Source organism: Nonomuraea sp. NPDC050478 (assembly GCF_044458265.1).
In the GTDB taxonomy this organism is placed as follows: domain Bacteria; phylum Actinomycetota; class Actinomycetes; order Streptosporangiales; family Streptosporangiaceae; genus Nonomuraea; species Nonomuraea ferruginea.
This window is the reverse complement of sequence record NZ_JBITHT010000015.1, coordinates 1-21,644: the sequence shown is the minus strand read 5'-3', so window position 1 is coordinate 21,644 and position 21,644 is coordinate 1. Positions and strand designations below refer to the sequence as shown.

Below are 21,644 nucleotides of genomic sequence, written 5' to 3'. Positions count from 1 at the left end.
ACAAGCCAGGCAACAGCAGGCTGCTGGCCATGCTGGTCGCTGCCGAGCACGGGATCCTCTATCTGGTGTCGTTCGCGCTGCTGGCTCTGGGCGTCGGCATTCTCGCCCTGATGACCTTCACGGTCGTTCAAGGAGGGGCGTCTGGGGCTGAGAGAATCATCGTCATCCTGGAAGAGCTGCTCCTCGTGCTGATCGTGCTGGAGATCTTCGTGACGGTGCAGACCCACCTCGCGGGCGGCCGCCTGCATCTGGAACCGTTCATCATCGTCGGCACCATCGCGATCATCCGGCACATCCTGTCAGTGGTCGTCCGGCTGACTATCCCTGTGAACCCGGCAGAGAGCCGCCAGCAGCTCACAGAGCTTGTCATCTACACGGCGAGCGCCTTCATGCTGGTCGCGGCGCTGGCGCTGGCACGATGGTCGCAGCGGCGGCCCACCCGTCCGCCGTCGGGCGCGCGCCGCGACTCCAGCGCTTCCGGATGAGGACTGACCGATCCTCGCCGTCAGTCCTCCTCCTTCCGTACCTGGTCCGGCCGCTTGTCCGGGCGCAGGCCGCGCCAGCTCGGATGCCGCAGACGGCCGTCTGCAGTCCACTCCGTGTACTGCACCTCGCCCACCAGGACGGGAGCGACCCATCGCGCGTCGCGCTCGTGCGGGCGCGGCAGCTCCTCGTCGAACGGGCTGTCCGGCCGCTCGTACGGCGCCAGTCGGGCCGCGAGATCCCGCAGCATAGCGTCCGTGAAGCCCGTGCCTACATTCCCCACGTAGATCAGCCGTCCCGAGTCGTCGTACACGCCCAGGAGCAGCGATCCGATCATGTCGGCGCGTCTGCCCTCGCCTGGTCTCCACCCTCCCACGATCACCTCCTGGGTGCGGAAGTTCTTCACCTTCACCCAGTGGCGGCTGCGCCGTCCCGGCTCGTAAGTCGATGCCAGCCGCTTGGCGACCACGCCTTCCAGCAGGCGTTCGCGGCTCCGCCGGAACGCCGCGGCCCCGTCGCCGACGCTGTGGGGCGGGACGCTCCAGCGTTCTCCTGCCGCCACGGTCGTTGAAAGCAGTTCTCTGCGTTCCGCGTACGGCAGGTCGATGGTGGAGAAGTCGTCCACGTGCAGGACATCGAAGATCAGATAGGAGACCGGCGTCGACCGAGCCAATGCCGCGACTCTACTCGGATCCCGCTGGTGGATACGCGGTTGTAGCGCGGTGAAGCTCGGCACGCCCCGGTGGTCGAGTGCGACGATCTCCCCGTCGAGCACCGCGCGGCCGCGGACGGCGGTCGGGAGCGGTCCGAGCTCCGGATAGGCGGCTGTGACGTCGAGGCCGTTGCGTGAGAACAGCCGGAGTGCGGCGCCGTCCACGTAGCCGACCGTCCGTGCACCGTCCCACTTCATCTCGTAGCCGAACAGCCGGTCCTCTGCTGACGGCGGCAGCCGCCCAAGCCGCGCCAACATCGGCGAGTACTCCGGAAGGTCCCCCATGAGGAGGTCATACCCAAGTGCGGAACGCGCTCCTGTGACATCGTGGTTCAGACGAGGGCTCACTGGGAGCGCCCCGAACGACGGCTCCTCTCCTAGCGGCGGTTGTCGACCTCGGTCGTGTCGGGGGTTGTGGTGGACATGGCTGTCGGGATCGCGGGTGCCGCCGAGTTGTCCGTACCGGTCTCTTGGATCGTCGCCTAGAGCCTCGTCCTGGCCTGGATATGGCGCATCGGCTTGCGGCAGGATCAGTGCATCGCTGAGGAGGAGGGTCGTACGCACTTCACGGCCACGGGGTCCTGACCGTCGTGCATCGACTGTGGGAGCAGGTGCCCGGCCATGGGAGCAGGCAGGAGGCACGCGAACAGGCGGCACTGTTCAACCTCCCCACCGTTCACAGTGGTCATGGGCATGTTCACCTTCTACGCGGCCCAGTTCGCGATCGTGTTCCTCGCCTCCCTCGCCCTCACCACCGGGAGCTGGACCATGCCGTCGGCCTGGCCGACTACTGCAGCTGTTGTGGATGGCGGCTTCGATGGCTGTAACGGCAGGCGCGCTTGGAGCGGTCTTGGAGAACGACACGGTTGCGCGAAGCCGGGTGGCGCAGGGCGGTGCGGAAGCGGCCCGGTCCCCACGTGCGGCCGTGGACGCGTTTGGCGAGGGTGTCGCGATCCGCAGGGCCGTGCGTGATGCTCCAGCGCGTGAGCCACCTCGTCGATCTCCCGATCGAGGGTTTCCCCGGCGATGGCGGCGTACTGGCTGGCCGTCCCACTGATGCCGATCGCGCCTGGCGAGTACAGCCTGGTCCCGGGACCTGGGCGAAAGCGTGGGGCTCCTGCGCTCTCCAACGTCCTTCGGCGTTCGCTGCGCAGGCGGGCCCGCTCCCTGCGCTCCGCCGCCTCGCGCCTGCCCTCCATGCTCAGGCCATACTCGTGCTCGGCCCGGAGCAGGGACTCGCGTTCGGCGGGCTCCATCTCTTCTTTCTCTGCCGTCAGCGGGCGGGCGATGTTCTCCAGCGACTGCTGCTCTGCCTGGACGCCGAACAGCAACTCGGCAATGCCGCCGGTGGCCATGGCCGCCGCTCCGATGAAGAACCCGATCGCAGCGCCAAATGGTACGCCTCCGCCGAGGATGGCCGCCGCTACGCCGAGGCCTTCGATAAAGAGGACCGAGACGATCTCGGCAGGCGGACTCCTCTGGTGGGACTCCTCCCGCTCCGGCTCATCCGCGCCCTGCGCCGACGGCGAAAGACCTGACCGCTAGGGCAGCACCGAAGCCAGGTCCTTCGGCATGCTGGATTTCACGTCCTCCCATTCGCCGTCGGAAATGTGCTTCCTGAGCGCCTGCAACACCGTCTTGACGAGATCTTCCGTACTCTCCTGGACTTCGAAGTCCACCCCGCTCGACACACGGTCGAGGAACTTCTCGCGGTTGAGCTTCACCGGAACCGCGCCCGGGCGCCAGCCGTCGTAATAGAGACCGCGGATCAGCAGCGGCAACTGGGCGGCGAGGTGCGCGCTCTCCTCGACGGACAGCCGGTCGCGCAGCGCGTGAAGCACCGCCCGGAGGGCGGCGTAGGATCGGTTCCGGTGCTCAGCAGACCAACCGTGCGCCTCTTCGATCTCCCGCAGGACCCGGTTCGTCTTGTCCACCGTCCGGTTGAACGGCGCATAACCGGTCTCCGCCATCTCGTCCACCCCTTCGCGTTCTCTTACGGCACTACAACCCTGGCTCCAGCCGCCCTCGAACCACATCCCCAGGACATGTAGTGCACCGAGCACAAAAGATCTCGGCAGGCATGGGATTCGCTGCTCCGGCGCCGGAAAGTGCTCGATTGGGGGGACGAGATGCGGGGACGCGAACGGGAATGGAGCCAGGTCGAGGGGCTATTTCGTACGCTGGAACAAGGCGGGACCGGCACGCTACTCGTAGACGGTGAACCCGGGGTGGGCAAGAGCAGGCTGCTGAACGAAGCCGCCGATGCCGCTCCCCACCACGGCATCGGCGTGATCCGCGGCAGCGTGGAGGAGCTCGGCGAACTCGTTTCGTGCGGCTTCCTGCTGGAAGCCCTCGACCTCCCGTTCGAGGCAGAGTCCGTCGGCTCACCGGCGCACCTGCTGGACCGCCTGACGAAGGGCTTCCTAGAGCGGGCCGGAGCGCCGGTGCTGGCCGTGTTCGACGACCTGCACCGGGCCGAACCTGCGACGCTGCGGACTGTCCGTCTCCTACACGACCGGCTGACGACCCAGCCCGTCGGCTGGCTGCTGAGCGGCTCGACCGCCGGGAACGACGCCCGGGCCGCCTGCCTGTTCGGCCTCCTGGAGCGGAACGGCGCCGCGCGGGTGACGCTCGCGCCGCTCTCGCCGGAAGCCGTCGCGGAGCTGGCAACGGACATGCTCGGGAGGCCGCCCGATCCGACGACGCGTGCGCTGGTGGCCGGTGCCGGGGGCAATCCTCTGCTGATCACCGAGTTGCTTGCCGGCCTGCGCGTCGAAGGCCGCCTCGACGCGTCCTGTGGTGCCATGTCACGTGCCCATTTGCCCGCCCGGCTGCGAACGGTGGTGCGACGCTGGACCGATGCCCTGGGCGGGGAGGCCAGAAGCCTGATGGAGACGGTCGCCGTGCTCGGTGGGCCGCTACCGATCGAGCAGGCCGCGTCGCTGCTCGGCACCACACCGGCCGGCTTGCTCTCCGCCATCGAGGAAGCCACGGCGGCGGGCATTCTCGACGTCACGGGGCGTGGGCTCGCCTTCCGCTACGAGCTGATCGGGACCGCCACCGCCACATGGGTTCCTCCGCCAATACGGGATGCACTGCTGAGCCAGTCCGGCGCTCTCACAGACCTCGAACCGGCGGGCGCCCCTTTCACCGCTTCGGCCGCTGCCGTCCACGCGGCGGTCGCCGATGGGCGGCTGGAGGAGGCCGAGAACATGGTCCAGGAACGTCTCGCCGGCAATCGCTCCGCACAGAACGTGGCGGAACTACGATGCCTGCTCTCGGACATCATGTACCGGACCGGCAGAGGCGACGAGGCGATCCACGAGGCCGACAGCGTGCTGGCCCTCCCGGCCCGCTGGCATCACGTGCGTGACCGCGCGGTCGTCGTGAGGCTGTACGCCATGACACGCCTGCAAGACGAGTACGTACGGGCGTACGCGGAGGAGATCATCGACGGCGAATCCGGGCACGGTCCAACCGTCATGGTGGCCGCGCTGACCGCCCTCGCCACGATCGAGCGGGACGAGGGCAGGCTCTCCAACGCCGTTGCACTGGCCGAGGACGCCTGGCGGCTGGCCAGCGAGGACCGGCCGGACGAACGCCGCTACGAGGCCTGTCTCACCATCGCGGCGATGCTCATCGATGTGCGCCGCCTCGACGAGGCGCGGGCAATGCTCCAGCAGGCACGCACGGACATGCTCGCTCATGACCATCTGGCCTGGGTAGCGGACGTCGCGGCATTGGAGGCTCGCGCCGAGTTCGCCGCGGGCCGGTTCGACGGTGCGATCACCGAAGGGAGGAGAGCCCTGAGCCTCGCCGCCGTTCACAACATCCCGCTGGCAGCCGAGGTGGCCAGCGGCATGCTCGCCGCCGTCGCTCTCCGACGGGGCGACCTGCGAGAAGCGACGCGACGTGTCGCGGCCCCCGCAGAGGGATCGAGCGAAGCGCGTGCGCGGCACGCGCTGCTGGCAGCCCAAGTCACCGAGGCGCGCGACGGCCCTCGGAGCGCGATGACCTTGCTCACGAGTCTCTGCGGCCCGCTGCAGCAGCCGTCTTCGCTGCTCGCCATGGATCCGACGGTGAGCGCGTGGATGGTCCGGGTCGCCATGGGCGCGGGAGACCGTGCAACGGCCGAGTCCATCGTCACCATGGCGGAGTCCCTCAGCCAAGCCAGCTTGGGATTTCCGATGTTGGCCGCGTCCGCCGCGCACGCCCGGGGCCTGCTCGACGGCGATCGCGAGGCCCTCACCCGCGCTGCCGAGCAGATCGAGGACATATGGGCGCGGGCCTCGGCCGAGGAGGATCTTGGCGTGCTGCTGAAGGCCGTCGGGGAGCAGCAGGAGGCGATCACCAGTTTGGATCGAGCCTTGGCGATCTACCATGACATCGGGTCCACCAGGGATGCGGCACGCATCCGCCGGAAGCTGCGCGGCATGGGAGTGCGCCGCCGCCACTGGCACAACACTCCGCGGCCCGCTTCCGGCTGGGACAGCCTCACGGAAACCGAGGATGCCGTCGCCCTGCTCGCCGTCGACGGACATACCAACCGGCAGATCGCCGAGCAGATGTTCCTCAGCGTCCATACAGTCGCGTTCCATCTGCGGCACGTCTACCGCAAGCTGAACATCGGCTCCCGCGTCGAGCTCACACGCCTCGCGGTGGCGCAGGAACGGGTCGGCCCCGACCGGTCGCACGATGAGAGCGAAAACTGAGCCGCCGAAACTACACGAGTTGGGGATGCGACCGCCCAGCGCGCCGACAAGAGTCAGAACTGTAAATACCGAACCCGAACCTCCATCCCAGGAGGGACCGATGGCACTGCTGGCAATGCGCCGCAGGGGCGGCGAGACATACCCGATACGCGAGTTCGAGGACGTCTACGACCGGCTGGGGCAGCTGATGAATGCAGCCCTGGGAGAGTTCGCCGAAGAGAGGTCCACAGGCGTGTGGACTCCCACGGCTGACATCTCGGAGACCGAGGACTCGTATGTCGTGGAGGTCGACGTCCCCGGCGTGAAGAAGGACGAGATAGACGTTCAGCTCTCCGAGCGCGAACTGATCGTCACCGGGCAGATCGAGGAGCACGAGAGTCAGCGGCGGCACCGCAAGACGCGCAGGACCGGCAGGTTTGAGCTGCGCACGCTGCTCCCGGGGGAGGTCGACGCAGAACGGGTCGAGGCGCGCCTGTCCGACGGCGTGCTCACCATCACCGTTCCGAAGGCGGCGGCTGCCAAGCCCCGGCACATCGAGGTGACCGCCTGAGGCGGGGAAAGGAGCAGCCGTGACCGTCGCGCCGACCGGTTCCATCACGGCCCACAGGGAACGGCTCGCCACTTACCACACGTACCAGGAGGCGCAGAAGACCGTCGACTACCTGTCGGATCACGGCTTCCCCGTGCATGGGACATTGATCGTGGGCGTGGGGCTGCGCTCAGTGGAGCACGTCGTCGCACGGATGACGTACCTCCGCGCGGCCGGCTGGGGCGCGCTGAGCGGAGCCTGGTTCGGCCTCCTCATCGGCCTGTTCTTTGGGATCTTCGCGACGACGGCCGCGTCCATGGTCGCCCTGGTCCTGTGGGGACTGCTGGGCGGCGCGGTCGCCGGGGCGATCTTCGGCCTGATCGCGCACGCGGCACACGGCGGCCGAAGGGACTTCATCTCCGAGACCGGCCTAGTGGCCGACAAGTACGAGGTCCTCGTCGACTCCGAGCACGCGGCCAGGGCCCAAGAGCTTCTCCGGAAGGCGAACGAGCAATGGCGAAAGCAGTAGGCATCGATCTCGGTACCACGAACTCGGTGATCGCCGCCACGGTGGACGGTCACCCCACGGTGATACCCAACGCTGAAGGCTCCCGGACGACGCCGTCCGTGGTGGCGTTCACCGATCAGGGCGAACGGCTGGTCGGCCAGCTGGCCCGCCGCCAGGCCATCCTCAACCCGAAAGGAACGATCTATTCCGCCAAACGCTTCATCGGCCGACGCTACGACGAGATCCAGAGCGAGCAGCACGCCGTCTCCTTCGACGTCGTGGAGGGGCCCCAGGGAGCCGTGCGCTTCCAGGTCGGCGACAAGCAGTATGCGCCGGAGGAGGTCTCTGCGCTGGTCCTGCGTAAGCTGGCCGCCGACGCGGCGAAGTACCTCGGCGAGAAGGTGACCGAGGCGGTCGTCACCGTTCCGGCGTACTTCAACGACGCCCAGCGCCAGGCGACCAAGGACGCGGGGCGCATCGCGGGGCTCGAGGTGCTGCGGATCATCAACGAGCCGACCGCCGCCGCCCTGGCGTACGGGCTGGACAAGAAGTCCAACGAGACCGTGCTGGTCTTCGACCTGGGCGGTGGCACCTTCGACGTCAGCATCCTGGACATCGGCGAAGGCGTGGTCGAGGTCCGCGCCACCTCCGGCGACGGGCATCTCGGCGGCGACGACTTCGACCGCAGGATCGTCGACCACCTGGCCGACGAGTTCCAGCGGGACCAGGGCATCGACCTGCGCAACGACTCGCAGGCGCTGCAGCGCCTCTTCGAGGCGGCCGAGAAGGCCAAGGTCGAGCTCTCCGAGGTCACTCAGACCACGGTCAGCCTGCCGTTCATCACGGCGGACGCCTCCGGACCCAAGCATCTCAACACCACGCTCATGCGGTCCACCTTTGAGAAGATCACCACCGACCTTGTCGAACGCTGTATCCATCCCGTCGAGCAGGCGATGGAGGACGCCAAGCTCAGGCCCGCGGACATCGACGAGGTCATCCTCGTCGGCGGATCCACCCGGATCCCTGCCGTCCAGACCCTCGTCCGCAGGCTCACCGACGGCAAGGACCCCAACATGACGGTGAACCCGGACGAGGTGGTCGCCATCGGAGCGGCGGTCCAGGCGAGCATCATCAAGGGCGAGGTGCAGGACGTCGTGCTGCTCGACGTCACACCGCTCTCACTCGGTGTCGAGACGATGGGCGGGCTCATGACCAAGGTCATCGAGCGCAACACCACTATCCCGGCCCGCCGGACCGAGACGTTCTCTACGGCGGAGGACAACCAGAGCGCCGTGGACATCGTGGTCCTGCAGGGTGAGCGGGAGCGCGCCGCCGACAACCGAGTGCTCGGGCGTTTCCGTTTGGAGAACATCCGGCCCGCGCCACGAGGGGTGCCGCAGATCGAGGTCACCTTCGACGTCGACGCCAACGGCATACTCAACGTTTCCGCCCGGGACAAGGACACCGGGGCCGAGCAGCGGATCACCATCAGCGAGAGCTCCAACCTGGACAAGTCGGAGATCGAGCGGATGGTGGCGGACGCCGAGCAGCACCGTGACGAGGACACCAGGCTCCGAGAGACCATCGACGCTCGCAACGAGCTGGACTCGGTCGCCTACCAGGTGGAGCGCCGGCTACAGGAGCTCGGGGACACCGTACCCGTGCACGAGAAGGCACGTGCGGAGCAGCTCATCGAGGAGGCCCGCCAAGCGATCAAGGAAGAGGTGCCGATCGACCGGCTGCGGTCACTCAGTGGCGAACTGCAGCAGGTGTACCACGGACTCGGCGCCGCCGGTGGCCGGCCAGAGACGCCTGGGGTGCCTCCCCAGGCTCGGGAGGAAAGCGCCCCGGGCGCCGGCGACGACGTAATCGACGCGGAGTTCTCCACCTCGGAGCCCGATTGACATGAACGAGAACGTACCCGATGTCCGGAAGGAACCCCGTGAGGAGAGTGCCGCCGCATCTGCGGAGACAGACGCCAAACTCGCGGAGCTGGAGGACCGGTGGCTGCGCGCCGTCGCAGACTTGGATAACCTCCGCAAGCGGATCGCCCGCGACAACGAGCGGCTGCGGGCCGAGGAACGCGCCAGGGTCGCCGCCGCGTGGCTGCCTGTCCTGGACAATCTCGAGCTCGCGCTGAGCCATGCGTGCCGCGACGACGACGCGAAGGCGGTGCTCGACGGGGTGCGAGCGGTGCGCGACCAAGCCGTCGCCGTCCTGTCCAACCTGGGCTACCCACGACAGGACGAGACGGGCGTCGTCTTCGACCCGGCGCGCCACGAGGCGGTGGCCGCCGTCGAACGGGCCGGTGTCGAGCCTGGCAACGTCGTGGAAGTGCTGCGGCCCGGCTACGGCGAGGGTGAGCGGCAACTGCGGCCCGCAAGAGTCGCCGTCGCGAAGAAGGCGGGATGATGGCCACACGGCGGGACTTCTATGAGGTGCTCGGCGTGGACAGGAACGCCGACGCGGACGAGATCCAGCGCGCTTACCGCAAGCTTGTGCGCGCCTACCACCCGGACGTCAACAAAGATCCGGGGGCAGAGGACAGGTTCAAAGAGATCTCGGAGGCCTACGCTGTGCTTTCTGATCCCGAGCAGCGTCGCCGCTACGACGCCTTCGGCCACGATTTCCGCCAGGTGCCGCCCCACGTAGACCCCGCGGACTACGCCCGCGCAGGCACGCGCGCTTCGGGCGGCACCTGGCGGTCGTCACCGGCCGAAGGCTTTGGGTTCGGCACAGACGTTGACCTGGATGACCTGCTCAGCGGCATGTTCGGCGGCCGTGGCAGGCAGCGCTGGGGCCCTGTGCCCGGTGCAGACCAGGAGGCGCAGCTCACGCTGACCGTCGAGGAGGCCTACCGCGGCGGCCGTCGCGGAATCACACTGCCCGGTGGCAGGCGCGTGGACGTCACGATCCCGCCGGGGGTCACGAACGGGCAGCGCATCAGGCTCGCCGGGCAGGGCGGGCGAGGAAGCGACGGGGCGCCGGCAGGCGATCTGCACCTGATCGTGCAGATCGCCGACCATCCTCGGTATCGCGTGGAGGGCCGCGACATCCACACCGCCCTGCCACTCGCTCCTTGGGAGGCGGCACTGGGCGCTACGGTGCCCATCGACACACCAGGCGGCGAGGCGAAGCTGAAAGTGCCGCCGGGCACGTCCAGCGGCCGTCGCCTGCGCTTGAGAGGGCGCGGCATGCGCAACCCGAGCGGCCCCGCGGGTGACTTCTTCGCGGAAGTCCGGATCATGGTGCCGGCCACGCTCACCGACGAGGAGCGACGCCTGTTCGAGCAGCTCGCTGCCGCATCGCGGTTCGACCCGAGGAGGCGCTCGTGATCTACGCATTGGTACGCCCGGCCCGGCTGGACCTCGATTCCTACGCGCGGGTCACGGGGCTGCACCCGGAGATCGTCCGCCGGCTGGTAACGCTCGGACTGCTGGAGCCGGACAGGGATGCCAGGGGGGAGCTGTGCTTCACCCCCTCCCAGGTCATGGCGGCCGCCCGCATTCAGCGGCTGCACGAGGGCCTGTCCATCAACTACGCCGCGATCGGCGTGGTGATCGACCTCCTCGACCGGATCGCGGAGCTCGAGACCGCCCTGCGCGGCCCTTCGCCACGACGCTAGGGGGATGGGAATGGACCCGAACAAGATGACGCAGAAGTCGCAGGAGGCCCTGCACGACGCCCAGACCAAGGCGCTGCGGCACGGTCACACCGAGGTCGATGGGGAGCATCTCCTGCTGGCCCTGCTCGACCAGCCCGATGGGCTGACACCTCGGCTGCTGCAACAAGCAGGTGCCGACACGCAACGTCTTGGCGCCGATCTAGAGGCGGAGCTGACGCGCCGTCCCAAGGTCAGCGGCCCAGGCACCGCCCCTGGCCAGGTGTTCCTCACTCAACGCCTGGCCCGGCTGCTCGACGCCGCGGACCGGGAGGCGAGCCGGCTCAAGGATGAATACGTTTCGGTCGAACACCTGCTGTTGGCCCTGATCGAGGAGGGCTCCACGACTGCGGCAGGACAGCTGCTGCACGGCCAGGGTGTGACCAGGGACCGGTTCCTGGAGGCGCTCACCGCCGTCCGGGGCAACCAGCGGGTCACCTCGGCCATGCCCGAGGTCGCCTACGAGGCGCTGGAGAAGTACGGGCGAGACCTGGTCGCCGACGCCCGGGCGGACAAGCTCGATCCGGTGATCGGCCGTGACGAGGAGATCCGGCGGGTGATCCAGATCCTGTCCCGCAAGACCAAGAACAACCCGGTCCTGATCGGCGATCCCGGCGTCGGTAAAACGGCCGTCGTCGAGGGGCTGGCCCAGCGCATCGTCCGCGGCGACGTGCCCGAGGGATTGCGTGACAAGACCATCTTCAGCCTGGACATGGGCTCGCTCGTGGCGGGAGCCAAGTACCGCGGGGAGTTCGAGGAACGCCTCAAAGCCGTGCTGAACGAGGTGAAGGCGGCGGAGGGGCGGATCCTGCTGTTCGTGGACGAGTTGCACACTGTGGTCGGTGCCGGGGCGACCGAGGGTGCCATGGACGCGGGCAACATGCTCAAGCCGATGCTGGCCCGGGGCGAGTTGCACATGATCGGCGCGACCACGGTGCAGGAGTATCGCCAGCACATCGAGAAGGACGCCGCCCTGGAGCGGCGGTTCCAGCCGGTACTGATCGACGAGCCCTCGGTCGAGGACGCTGTGTCGATCCTGCGCGGCCTGCGCGAGCGGCTGGAGGTCTTCCACGGCGTGAAGATCCAGGACAGCGCGCTCGTCGCCGCGGTCACGCTGAGCCACCGCTACATCGCCGACCGGTTCCTGCCGGACAAGGCCATCGACCTGGTCGATGAGGCGTGCGCGATGATCCGTACCGAGATCGACTCCATGCCGGCCGAGCTCGACGCGCTCACCAGGAAGGTAATGCGGCTGGAGATCGAGGAGGCCGCGCTGGCCAAGGAGGACGACCCCGCGAGCCGGTCCCGTCTGGAAGAGCTCCGCAAGGAGCTGATCGCCTCGCGTGCCGAGGCCGAGGCGATGCGGGCACAGTGGGAGGCCGAGCGGTCGGCCCTGCGCAAGGTGCAGAGCCTGCGGCAGGAGCTGGAGAGCGTGCGGCGGGAGGCCGAACAGGCCGAACGTGCCTACGACCTCAACCGCGCCGCCGAACTGCGCCACGGCCGGCTCCCCGAACTGGAACGCCGGCTGCACGCCGAGGAGGAGCGGCTCGGTACCCGGCAGAACGGCCACCGGCTGCTGCGCGAGGTCGTCACGGAGGACGAGATCGCGTCCATCGTCTCCCGCTGGACCGGCATCCCCGTGACCCGGCTGCAGGAGGCGGAGCGGGACAAACTGCTCAAGATCGATCAAATCCTGCACGAACGTGTCATCGGGCAGGAGGAGGCCGTGCGGCTCGTGGCCGACGCCGTCATCCGCGCTCGCTCCGGCATCAAGGATCCTCGGCGCCCCATCGGATCGTTCCTGTTCCTCGGACCCACCGGGGTCGGCAAGACCGAGCTCGCGAAGTCCCTCGCGGCGGCCCTGTTCGACACCGAGGACAACATGGTGCGCATCGACATGAGCGAGTACCAGGAGCGTCACACCGTCAGCCGGCTCGTCGGTGCTCCGCCGGGCTACGTCGGTTATGAGGAGGGCGGTCAGCTCACGGAGGCGGTGCGGCGCAAGCCGTACTCGGTGGTGCTGTTCGACGAGATCGAGAAGGCCCACACGGATGTGTTCAACACGCTGCTGCAAATCATGGACGACGGGCGGCTGACCGACGCGCAGGGCCGCACGGTCGATTTCCGCAACACCGTGGTCATCATGACCTCGAACATCGGCTCCCAGCACCTGCTGGACGGGGTCACCGCCGACGGGGAGATCAAGCCTCAGGCACGCGAGAGCGTGATGGGGGAGCTGCGCCGGCACTTCCGGCCCGAGTTCCTCAACCGGGTCGATGACATCGTGCTGTTCAAGCCGCTGACCGAGGCCGAGATTGAGCGCATCGTCGACCTGATGTTCACCGACATCAGAAACCGCCTGGCCAGCCGCCGGCTCACCCTGGAGGTCACCGAGGACGCACGCCGGCTCATCGCCAACCAGGGCTACGACCCCGTCTACGGTGCCCGGCCACTGCGCCGGTTCATCGCCCGCGAGGTGGAGACCAGGATCGGACGCGCCCTGCTCGCTGGCGACGTGCCTGACGGGTCAACCATCACGGTCGGTGCTGACAAGGGTGAGCTGAACGTCACCTTCTATCCGCCTAGGACCTGACATGCACACCGTGAACTGCGCCAACTGCGGCAGACCCAACAGGGTCCCGGACGCCTACCGAGGCAGGCCCCAGTGCGGGATCTGCCACCAGCCGCTGCCGTGGATCGCCGACGCTGACGACAGCACCTTCGCCGAGGTCGCCGAACAAGCCGACCTTCCCGTCCTGGTCGACTTCTGGGCACAGTGGTGCGCCCCGTGCCGGACAGTCACCCCGGCACTCGAACAGCTCGCTCGCGAGATGGCGGGACGGCTCAAACTCGTCAAAGTCGACGTGGACGGCTCTCCGGCCCTCGCCCGCCGATACACGATCACGGCCGTCCCGACGCTCATGGTGCTGCACGAGGGCCGCGTCGTGGCGCAACGCGCAGGCGCGCCGCCCGCGCCGCAGTTGCGCGAGTGGGTCGAAGACACAGTAGGGGCACCGTCATGACGGCCTCGCCGGCCGACGTGGTCCAGACGCCTGACCTGTGCGGGGCCTATCCCCGGCTGGACGAGCATCAGATCGCCGAGCTGTCGCGGCACGGCGAGCGGCGATCCGTGTCCCCGGGCGACATTTTGCACCGGGAGGGCGAGCAGCTCCGTGAGTTCATCGTGATCCTGCAGGGCAAGGTGGCCGTGGTCGAGGGGTACGGCGCGAAGGAGCGGACGATCGCCGTCCACGGCACCGGACGATTCCTCGGCGAGCTCGGCCTCCTCACCGGCCAGGCGGGATTCGTGACCGCGGTCGTGCGGGAGCCCGGCGAGGTGCTGGCCGTGCCGGCCGACGAGATACGGACGATCGTGGCGGGCGATCCAGCGCTCGGCGACCTCATCCTGCGGTCCTACCTGACCCGCCGCACCCTGCTGATCGGTCTGGACGCCGGGTTCCGCATCATCGGCTCCCGATACTCACCCGATGCCCGGCGGTTGTGCGAGTTCGCCGCACGCAACAGGATCCCTCACCGGTGGATCGACCTGGAGGAGGACGAAGCCGCGGACGCGCTCCTGCGCGAGCTGCGCTTCTCCCCGCACGACACCCCGGTGGTGATCTGGCGCGGCGACCAGGTGCTGCGTAACCCGACCACCGCCGAACTGGCGAAGACCATCGGCCTGCTCGCCCCTGCGTCGAGCGCCACCGTATGCGATGTGGTCGTCGTAGGCGCGGGACCCGCAGGCCTGGCCGCCGGCGTGTACGCGGCCTCTGACGGCCTGACAACCGTCGTGCTCGATGCCGTAGCCGCGGGCGGCCAGGCGGGCACCTCGTCCCGCATTGAGAACTATCTCGGTTTTCCTACGGGGATCTCGGGCGCCGAGCTCGCCGAGCGTGCCGTCATCCAGGCGGGCAAGTTCGGCGCCCGCCTGACGGTCCCCGCCGAGGCGAGTGAGCTGGAACCGCGTGAGGGCCACTACGGCATCATCGTGGAGGGCGAGTGCGCCGTGAAGGCCCACGCCGTGATCATCGCGACCGGCGCCCGCTATCGGAAGCTTGATGTTCCCCATCTCGAAAAATTCGAAGGATCCGGCGTCTACTATGCGGCGACACCGTTCGAGTTGCGCATGTGCCGGCGATCGCCCGTGGTCGTCGTCGGCGGCGGGAACTCCGCGGGCCAGGCGGCGCTTTACCTGAACGGAAACGCGTCGTCGGTGCGCATGCTCGTGCGCGGCGGCGACGTACACGGGAGTATGTCCCGTTACCTCGCCGACGAGATCGACCGAACTCCCGGCATCGAAATCATGTACTGCACCGAGGTACGCGAACTGCTCGGAGACCGCACGCTACAGGCTGTTCGCGCGCAGAACACGCGAACAGGAGAACTCCTGGAGATCCAGACCAGCGCGCTGTTCGTTTTCATCGGAGCCGAGCCGCACACTGAATGGCTCAAGGGGACCGTCCCGCTGGACGACCGCGGCTTCATTGTCACGGGTCAGGGCACGTCGCCCTGGGGTACCCCCCTTTCCCTGGAAACCGGGCATATGGGCGTATTCGCCGTCGGCGACGTTCGCAGCGGCTCGGTCAAGCGGGTCGCGTCCGCAGTCGGAGAAGGTGCCATGGCGGTACGCCTGGTGCACGAGAGATTCACCACCACAGGCACTCAATAGGAAGGACGGTGATCCACATGCCCGTGATCGCAGTTTCCAGATTCGAGCACTTCTTTCGCGCCGCCGCGGGACTCGACGTGGACAAGGCCGATCTCAAGCGCTACAGCGACTTCGTCAACCGCAAACTGTACGACATGCTCATTGTCGCCGAGGCCGCCGCGAAGTCGAACCGGCGCGACATCATCCAGTTCTGGGACCTGCCCATCACCAAAGGACTGCAGGAGAACATGCACGACTTCCGGGACCTGGACGAGGAACTGGACCTGACATCGATCCTGGCGGAACTCGCGGCGCTGCCTCCGCTGGATCTGTCGCTCAGCGAAGAAACCGAGGCTCGGCTGCCGGCCGTGGCGGGTGGGCTCTCCGTGGCGCTCGCCAGGGCGATCAGGGTCATGGGGCCTGATCGTAAGAATCCGGGAAGCGAGGAGTGGACACGCACAATCCGTGTCTTCGACCTGCTGCTATGACGAGATTCGGCGCTTTGCCGCTGCCTCCGCTCGCCACGCGATCGGATGGCGGCTGCTCGGATACAGGCAGGCCTGGCCCCACACCACAGGGAGGATGGGCTCGAGCGCGATAGGTAGGAGATGTGTTCGAGAAAGGAGGACGCCATGCGTCACAACGGTCTGCGTACCGCGGCGCTGCTCGGCGCCCTGTCTACTCTGATCATCCTGGCGGGGTGGTGGCTCAGCGGCAGCACCGGAATACAGATCGCCGTCCTGGTCGCGCTCGTCAGCAACGGTGTCGCCTACTTCTTCTCCGACAAGATCGCACTGTCGGCGATCATGCGCAGCCTGTCGGCCCCGGTGACTGGCCCGCGCTGCACCAGATGGTCCGCGAACTGTCGGAGGAGGCGCGCCAGCCCATGCCCCGGCTGTACATTTCGCCGAATTCTGCAGCCGAACGCGTTCGCCACCGGGCGCAATCCGCGTCATGCCGCAGTCTGTGTGACCAGCGGGATCATCCAGATGCTGAACGAACGCGAGTTGCGCGCTGTCCTCGGGCACGAACTGTCGCACGTCTACAACCGCGACATCCTGATCTCCTCCGTGGCAGGGGCCCTGGCCACGATGGTCACCTACCTGGCCTACATAGCCGGGTTCTTCGGCGGGGGAGACGATGACGAGGGTCCCGGCCTCCTGGGGGCCCTCCTGATGATGGTCCTCGGGCCGGTGGCGGCCGGGATGATCCAGATGGCCATCTCCCGGGCACGGGAGTATCAGGCCGACGAGTCCGGCGCCCGGCTGGCCCGTGACCCGATCGGGCTGGCCAGCGCGCTACGGAAGATCCATGCGGGCACCCGGCAACTGCCGCTGCCGGAGACCGGCCGGCTCTCCTCGACCTCGCATCTCATGATCGCCAACCCGTTCCGTGGCGGGGGCATCGGGAGGCTCTTCTCCACCCACCCACCGATCGCCGACCGGATCGCACGGTTGGAGGCCATGGCCGGTTACCGCCGCTGATCTGGCTGTGCTCGGGGCCGACGGGTAATTTCCCGGTGTCGGAAGGGCGAGAGCGAGGTCAGCGACGGCGAGCGTGCGCTGGACTCGCACGTCAAAAGGGGTGGCGTCGGCCCGTCCTATGACACTCTGGTGCAGTGAGGGCAGCGTGGGAGCGTCGCGGACGGCGGATACTTTCCTTGCGGCTAGTTTTGATGTGCGTCCTGCTCGGTGCCGTGGCCGGCGGGGGCGTCGCGCTCATCGGCGCCCCTGAACTGTTCTTCTTCGTCACTTGGGATGTGGCTGTTTCCCTCGTCCTGGCGTGGGCGTGGCTGATCAGCTGGTCGCAGGACCACGAGGGGACCAAGCGCATCGCCGAACAGGAAGGTGGGACACACACCACCGACACGGGCATCCTGATCGCTGCGGTGGCCAGTCTCGCGGCTGTCGTGGCGGCCCTCCTCCGCCCGGGCAGCGATCAGGACCCTGTTGCCGCAATCGCGGTGATCTTGAGTTTGGTGACCGTGGTCCTGTCCTGGACTTTGACGAACACCGTTTTCGCCCTCAAGTACGCACGCTTGTACTATGTCGAAATTGAGGGAGGCATCGACTTCCGGCAGGAGCAGCCGCCGAGCTATAGCGACTTCGCCTACACGGCGTTCACCGTGGGGATGGCTTACGGAGTATCGGACAATGTGCTGGCCAGCACCCGCATCCGGAAAGTCGCCTTTGGGCACGCCCTGCTTTCCTATCTTTTCGGCACCGTCGTTATCGCGGTGTCGGTCGGTCTCCTCGCCGATCTGGGGCAGCGATGAGCCCGTGTCGATGCCTGACGATCTCGAACAGGTCACCCTGAAGCGCCGAGACAGTACTGGACGAGGCTGGTCGACAGCACCAGCGAACGGTCCCGCATACGCCCAGGTAGTACGAGGCGCGGTTCCTGCGTCCCTCGGGTTCAACGGACACTGGGCATGCTTTGGGCCTCCGAGGGGGCGGCACGGGGCAGGGAGATGGTCATGAGACGAAGAACCCGCGTCGTGATCGTGGGAGCCGGTTTCGCCGGGCTGGCCGCGGCGCGAACGCTGGCCAAGGCAGGTGCGCTGGTCACGCTGATCGACCACAACCCGTACTCGACCTTCCAACCCCTGCTCTACCAGGTGGCTACGGCCGGGATGAGCATGTCCGACGTGTCATACCCCATCAGGACCTACGCCGCCAAGTGGCCGAACGTGCGCGCCCGCCGCGGTGCACTAAGCAAGGTGCTGCCCGAGAAGCGGCGCGTGGAGTTGGATGACGGAAGCACGCTGGACTACGACTTTCTCGTGCTGGCCACCGGTGTGACCACCAACTGGTACGACGTGCCGGGCGCGCCGGAGAACGCACAGCCGCTCTATTCGCTCAACGACGCGGCAGCGTTGCGGCGGCGGCTCCAGCACTGTCTGGAGGACGCGGTGGCGGGCCGGCGCGACAGCGTCCATGTCGTGGTGGTGGGCGGGGGCTCGACCGGGGTCGAGATTGCCGGGACGCTGGCCGAACTGCGGCGGCGCACGCTGCCGCTGACGCATCCCGAGATTCGTCCCGACCAGACGAGCGTGACGCTGGTGGAGCGCTTCGACTTCGTGCTGGCGCCGTACAGGCCGCTGCTGCGAAATGCGGCGGCAGGCGCGCTGCGCAAGCGAGGGGTGCGACTGCGGCTGGGCACCACCGTGGCATCCGTGGAACCGGATGCGGTGGGGATCGTCGACGGGACGCACGTGCCGAGCGACGTGACCGTGTGGGCGCTCGGCGTGACTGCGCCCGCCTACGTGGCGGAATGGGGGCTGCCGCAGACCAAGGGCGGCAGGATCAGGGTCACCGAGGCTTTGAGTGTGCCGAAGCATCCCGAGATCTTCGTGGCCGGCGACCTGGCCGGACCGCCCGAGCAACTGCCGCAGCTCGCTCAGCCGGCGATCCAGATGGGAAAGCACGTGGGCAAGCAGGTCCTGGCTGCGGCTCAGGGACTACCGTTGCGGCCGTTCTCGTACCGGGATCCGGGGATCATGGCGACCGTGGGCCGGGCCGAGGCCGTGTTGCAGTTGTCCAACGGATTGACCATGCGTGGGTGGCCCGCGTGGCTGGTGTGGATCTTCATTCATGTGGCGTACCTGCTGGGCGGACGCAACCGGATCACCGTGCTGGTCAACTTCTTCTGGCGGTACGCCGGTCCGCGCCACGCCGCCACCAGCGTCAGTGAGTGAGCGCCGCCGGCAGGGCGGCCAGGTCACCAGCTTGGAGACCGTCGCGGCGCAGCCGAAGCCGGGCCGGGCGGGCTCGCCAGGGCCACGGCCCTGGCCGTCCCCTCGCCCTCTGCCCCCTGTTGTTCTTCCGCCGTAGGATCAGCGCCGGCCGAGTTCAGGCAGACTTCCGCTGTGACCACCCGCGCGACATCGGGTGGCATGCAGGTCGGCGTACTCCGCACGGGCGGCTTCGGGATAGCCGCCGTTCGTCGTTTAGGCCAGGGCGATAGAGCACCCGGTCAGAGTGTCGTCGGCAAGACCGGGCGACCTGGCACGCCGGGGTCGGCGGCGAAGAGGGAACCCGCCTCCGGCTGCTCAGCGCGGTCCACGTCCCGCGCCGAGGTGGTGATGAACAGGCGGTCCAGATTCTCGCCTCCGAAGGCGACCGAGGTGACCTTGCGCACCGGCAGGCCGACGATCGCGTCGAGGCGGCCGCCGACGTCGTAGCGGTGGACGGCTGCTCCCTGCCACAGCGCCACCCACACTCCGCCCTCGTCATCGACTGTCAGGCCGTCCGGAGCCCCAACCTCCCGGTCGATGAATACGAACGGGCGGCGCCCGCTGAGCCCGCCCTCCGGATCATAGTCGAACACGTCCACGCGCCCGGTCGCGGTGTCGGTGTAGTAGGCGAGGGAGCCGTCCGGGCTGAAGTCGAAGCCGTTGGAGATCGTCACCTCGGGCAGGACCATCCGCAGCGTCCCATCGGGTTCGGCCACGTAGAACGAGCCGCGTCCGGGACTCTCGTCGTAGGCCATGGTGCCAATATAGAAGCGGCCGTCGGGGTCGCAACCGCCCTCGTTCATCCTGATCGCAGGGTCAGTCCACGCCTCGCCGAGCGAGCGCAGCGGGGCGTCCAGGTCATCGGAGTCGGCCAGCAGCAACTCGCGTTCTGCCGCGACCACGTAGCCTCCCGACACGCGCGGCCGTACGACAGCGGCGACCTTTGCCACATGGCGGCGGCGCACGTTGCCGTCGAGGTCGAGCATCAGCACGTCGCCGGCCAGCATGTCGACCCACCGCAGTCCGCCCCACCGGCCAGACCAGACGGGCCCTTCCCCGTGCTCGGCGACGGGGTCGGTCACGGGGTACGAGGCGATGGTCATGCCGATCTCCTTGACAAGTCTCACGGGACATGTGCCGCGCATGCTGCCAGAACTGTCGTAGCCGACCACGTACCTCACCAAGCGGTGTCGCGGCGGCTCAGCCTCGTTCACCGACGCCACCGCGAAGTCCACCATGGAGATCGGAGACCTGCCCTGTGCATCGGCCAAGTGGGCAAGGGCGCGGGCGGATACGGGATGGCGGCACGATGCTTCTATGGCGTGTCAAGCGAGGGCGGACGATTCGGTTACTGGCGCCTGAGGGCGGATGATGATCTTGTAGAGCTGGCGGGCGACGTATCGCTTCAGACAGCGGATGATTTCTCTCTTGGACAGCCCGTCGGTGGTTCTGCGCTCAACGTAGGCACGGGTCGATGGATCGCAGGACATACGAGACAGCACGATGACGTACAGGGCGCGGTTAGCCTGCCGGTCGCCGCCACGGTTGAGCCGATGGCGTCGGGTTTTGCCGCTGGATGCGGGGACGGGCGATACCCCGCATAGGGCCGCGAACGATCCCTCGGAGCGCAGTCGATCGGGGTTGTCGCCGCAGGTGGTCAGCAGCTGTGCGGCGGTCTCCACACCCACGCCTAGGGTGGTGAGCAATTCGGGCCGGGCCTGCTCGATCAGCGCCTTCCACTGGTTGTAGGTGGCGTCGATCTCGGCGCTGAGGGCGCGGTAGCGAGCAGCGAGGTACCGCAGCGCCGCCTTGACGCTCTGAGCGGGGTCCGCCAGATCGGCGGACGGCCTTAACCGGAGGCAGGCATCGACGAGCCGGGCCTTCTTCAGACCGGCCAGCTGCTCGCGGAGCTCTGCCGGGGCGGTGACGATCAGCGCCTGCAGCTCATTGATGCAGGCGGTGCGCGCCTTCACCGCGCCGGCGCGGACCACATGCAGCACACGGATCGACTCGGCCACCCCGTTCCCGCTCTTCGGGACGGCGCCGGCCCTCTCCGCCAGGACAGCTTCGGCAGCGGAATAGGCGTCCAGTGGATCAGACTTACCCTTGGCCCTGCGCTGCTGCCGGTCAGGACGATTGACCTCGATCACCTTGACCTTCGCGCTGCTCAGGTGGCGAGCCAGAGCGGCACCGTAGGAGCCGGTACCTTCGACTCCCACCGCATGCAGCCGGCCGAAGGAACGCATCCACTGCAGCAGGTTCGCGTATCCCGCTCTGGTCGCCTGGAACTCGCGATCGGCCACCCGGCGTCCGTTCATCAACACCACCGCGGCGTGATGAGTGTCAGCATGCGTGTCGACCCCGCCCACGATTCGACGCGCCTTGGGCTTCTTGAACTCCGTCATGTGCATCCTCACCGGCTCAGGGATATCCGAAGGCGGTGCGCGCCGGGGTGGCCGAGCAGGCAGACCAGTGACGGGACGGATTCTCTCGCCGAGGCTTCCATCAAGCCACACACGGCCAGCCCGACACACACCTTTGGGAGCGCTTCCCCGTAAGAGTGCGTTCTGCGAGTTGATGTCCCTTTCATCGGTGGGGTTGGGTTAGGTCGGCTGGTCGGAGACCCGCCGGTCGGACTACGGGCGTGGCTGG

Annotated in this window: 19 protein-coding genes and 1 pseudogene; 16 read left to right on the top strand and 4 right to left on the bottom strand. The window is 67.9% G+C overall.

Going from position 1 to position 21,644, the window contains the following annotated elements; translation table 11 throughout:
- The first annotated feature begins 29 nt into the window (after window positions 1-29).
- Complete coding sequence (locus ACIBF7_RS43845) at window positions 30-485, top strand: phosphate-starvation-inducible PsiE family protein (protein WP_397199781.1); 456 nt, start codon at window positions 30-32, stop codon at window positions 483-485.
- Window positions 486-505: 20 nt separating this feature from the next.
- Here the strand turns inward: ACIBF7_RS43845 and ligD are convergent, their stop codons facing one another.
- Complete coding sequence (gene ligD / locus ACIBF7_RS43840) at window positions 506-1,480, bottom strand: non-homologous end-joining DNA ligase (protein ID WP_271277812.1); 975 nt, start codon at window positions 1,478-1,480, stop codon at window positions 506-508.
- A gap of 698 nt (window positions 1,481-2,178) precedes the next feature.
- Here ligD and ACIBF7_RS43835 point away from each other — a divergent pair.
- Complete coding sequence (locus ACIBF7_RS43835) at window positions 2,179-2,733, top strand: hypothetical protein (RefSeq protein WP_397199780.1); 555 nt, start codon at window positions 2,179-2,181, stop codon at window positions 2,731-2,733.
- A gap of 3 nt (window positions 2,734-2,736) precedes the next feature.
- Here ACIBF7_RS43835 and ACIBF7_RS43830 read toward each other — a convergent pair whose 3' ends face one another.
- Window positions 2,737-3,165, bottom strand: a complete 429-nt coding sequence (locus ACIBF7_RS43830) for a DUF2267 domain-containing protein (protein WP_148034681.1) — start codon at window positions 3,163-3,165, stop codon at window positions 2,737-2,739.
- A 159-nt stretch (window positions 3,166-3,324) separates the two neighbouring features.
- Here ACIBF7_RS43830 and ACIBF7_RS43825 point away from each other — a divergent pair, with 159 nt between their 5' ends.
- From ACIBF7_RS43825 to ACIBF7_RS43760, 14 genes and pseudogenes are all read left to right on the top strand, one after another.
- The gene (locus ACIBF7_RS43825; RefSeq protein WP_397199779.1) at window positions 3,325-5,907 is read left to right on the top strand and encodes an AAA family ATPase; all 2,583 of its coding nucleotides are present in this window, start codon (window positions 3,325-3,327) and stop codon (window positions 5,905-5,907) included.
- Between the two features lie 100 nt (window positions 5,908-6,007).
- Entirely contained in the window at window positions 6,008-6,457 is a 450-nt protein-coding gene (locus ACIBF7_RS43820) for an Hsp20/alpha crystallin family protein (RefSeq protein ID WP_271277809.1), read from the top strand.
- A 19-nt stretch (window positions 6,458-6,476) separates the two neighbouring features.
- Window positions 6,477-6,965 (top strand): general stress protein, encoded by a 489-nt coding sequence (locus tag ACIBF7_RS43815; RefSeq protein ID WP_271277808.1) that lies wholly within the window; start codon window positions 6,477-6,479, stop codon window positions 6,963-6,965.
- Complete coding sequence (dnaK, locus tag ACIBF7_RS43810) at window positions 6,950-8,848, top strand: molecular chaperone DnaK (RefSeq protein ID WP_271277807.1); 1,899 nt, start codon at window positions 6,950-6,952, stop codon at window positions 8,846-8,848. Before ACIBF7_RS43815 ends, dnaK begins: the two co-directional genes overlap by 16 nt.
- A gap of 1 nt (window position 8,849) precedes the next feature.
- Window positions 8,850-9,356 carry a nucleotide exchange factor GrpE gene (locus ACIBF7_RS43805; RefSeq protein WP_271277806.1) on the top strand — a complete coding sequence of 169 codons (507 nt, stop codon included), beginning with the start codon at window positions 8,850-8,852 and terminating at the stop codon, window positions 9,354-9,356.
- Window positions 9,353-10,279, top strand: a complete 927-nt coding sequence (locus ACIBF7_RS43800) for a DnaJ C-terminal domain-containing protein (RefSeq protein ID WP_397199778.1) — start codon at window positions 9,353-9,355, stop codon at window positions 10,277-10,279. Before ACIBF7_RS43805 ends, ACIBF7_RS43800 begins: the two co-directional genes overlap by 4 nt.
- Window positions 10,276-10,569 (top strand): chaperone modulator CbpM, encoded by a 294-nt coding sequence (locus tag ACIBF7_RS43795; protein ID WP_271277804.1) that lies wholly within the window; start codon window positions 10,276-10,278, stop codon window positions 10,567-10,569. Before ACIBF7_RS43800 ends, ACIBF7_RS43795 begins: the two co-directional genes overlap by 4 nt.
- 10 nt (window positions 10,570-10,579) lie before the next feature.
- The gene (gene clpB / locus ACIBF7_RS43790; protein ID WP_271277803.1) at window positions 10,580-13,198 is read left to right on the top strand and encodes an ATP-dependent chaperone ClpB; all 2,619 of its coding nucleotides are present in this window, start codon (window positions 10,580-10,582) and stop codon (window positions 13,196-13,198) included.
- A gap of 1 nt (window position 13,199) precedes the next feature.
- Window positions 13,200-13,628, top strand: coding sequence for a thioredoxin (gene trxA, locus ACIBF7_RS43785; protein WP_148032309.1), 429 nt, complete (start codon window positions 13,200-13,202; stop codon window positions 13,626-13,628).
- A complete protein-coding gene (locus tag ACIBF7_RS43780) occupies window positions 13,625-15,277 on the top strand; it encodes an FAD-dependent oxidoreductase (RefSeq protein ID WP_271277802.1) in 1,653 nt (550 codons plus the stop codon). The genes trxA and ACIBF7_RS43780 overlap by 4 nt, the downstream gene beginning before the upstream one ends.
- Window positions 15,278-15,294: 17 nt before the next feature.
- The gene (locus ACIBF7_RS43775; RefSeq protein ID WP_271277801.1) at window positions 15,295-15,744 is read left to right on the top strand and encodes a DUF1931 family protein; all 450 of its coding nucleotides are present in this window, start codon (window positions 15,295-15,297) and stop codon (window positions 15,742-15,744) included.
- A gap of 144 nt (window positions 15,745-15,888) precedes the next feature.
- Window positions 15,889-16,740, top strand: a pseudogene (htpX, locus tag ACIBF7_RS43770) (zinc metalloprotease HtpX).
- Between the two features lie 191 nt (window positions 16,741-16,931).
- Window positions 16,932-17,531: a DUF1345 domain-containing protein gene (locus tag ACIBF7_RS43765; protein WP_271277800.1), complete on the top strand. Its 600-nt coding sequence runs from the start codon at window positions 16,932-16,934 to the stop codon at window positions 17,529-17,531.
- A gap of 201 nt (window positions 17,532-17,732) precedes the next feature.
- A complete protein-coding gene (locus ACIBF7_RS43760; protein ID WP_271277799.1) occupies window positions 17,733-18,953 on the top strand; it encodes an NAD(P)/FAD-dependent oxidoreductase in 1,221 nt (406 codons plus the stop codon).
- 278 nt (window positions 18,954-19,231) lie between these two features.
- On the opposite strand, the gene ACIBF7_RS43755 is transcribed toward ACIBF7_RS43760, so the two are convergent.
- Window positions 19,232-20,095: an SMP-30/gluconolactonase/LRE family protein gene (locus tag ACIBF7_RS43755; protein WP_271277798.1), complete on the bottom strand. Its 864-nt coding sequence runs from the start codon at window positions 20,093-20,095 to the stop codon at window positions 19,232-19,234.
- Window positions 20,096-20,317: 222 nt separating this feature from the next.
- The gene (locus ACIBF7_RS43750; protein ID WP_271277797.1) at window positions 20,318-21,397 is read right to left on the bottom strand and encodes an IS110 family transposase; all 1,080 of its coding nucleotides are present in this window, start codon (window positions 21,395-21,397) and stop codon (window positions 20,318-20,320) included.
- Window positions 21,398-21,644 lie beyond the last annotated feature (247 nt).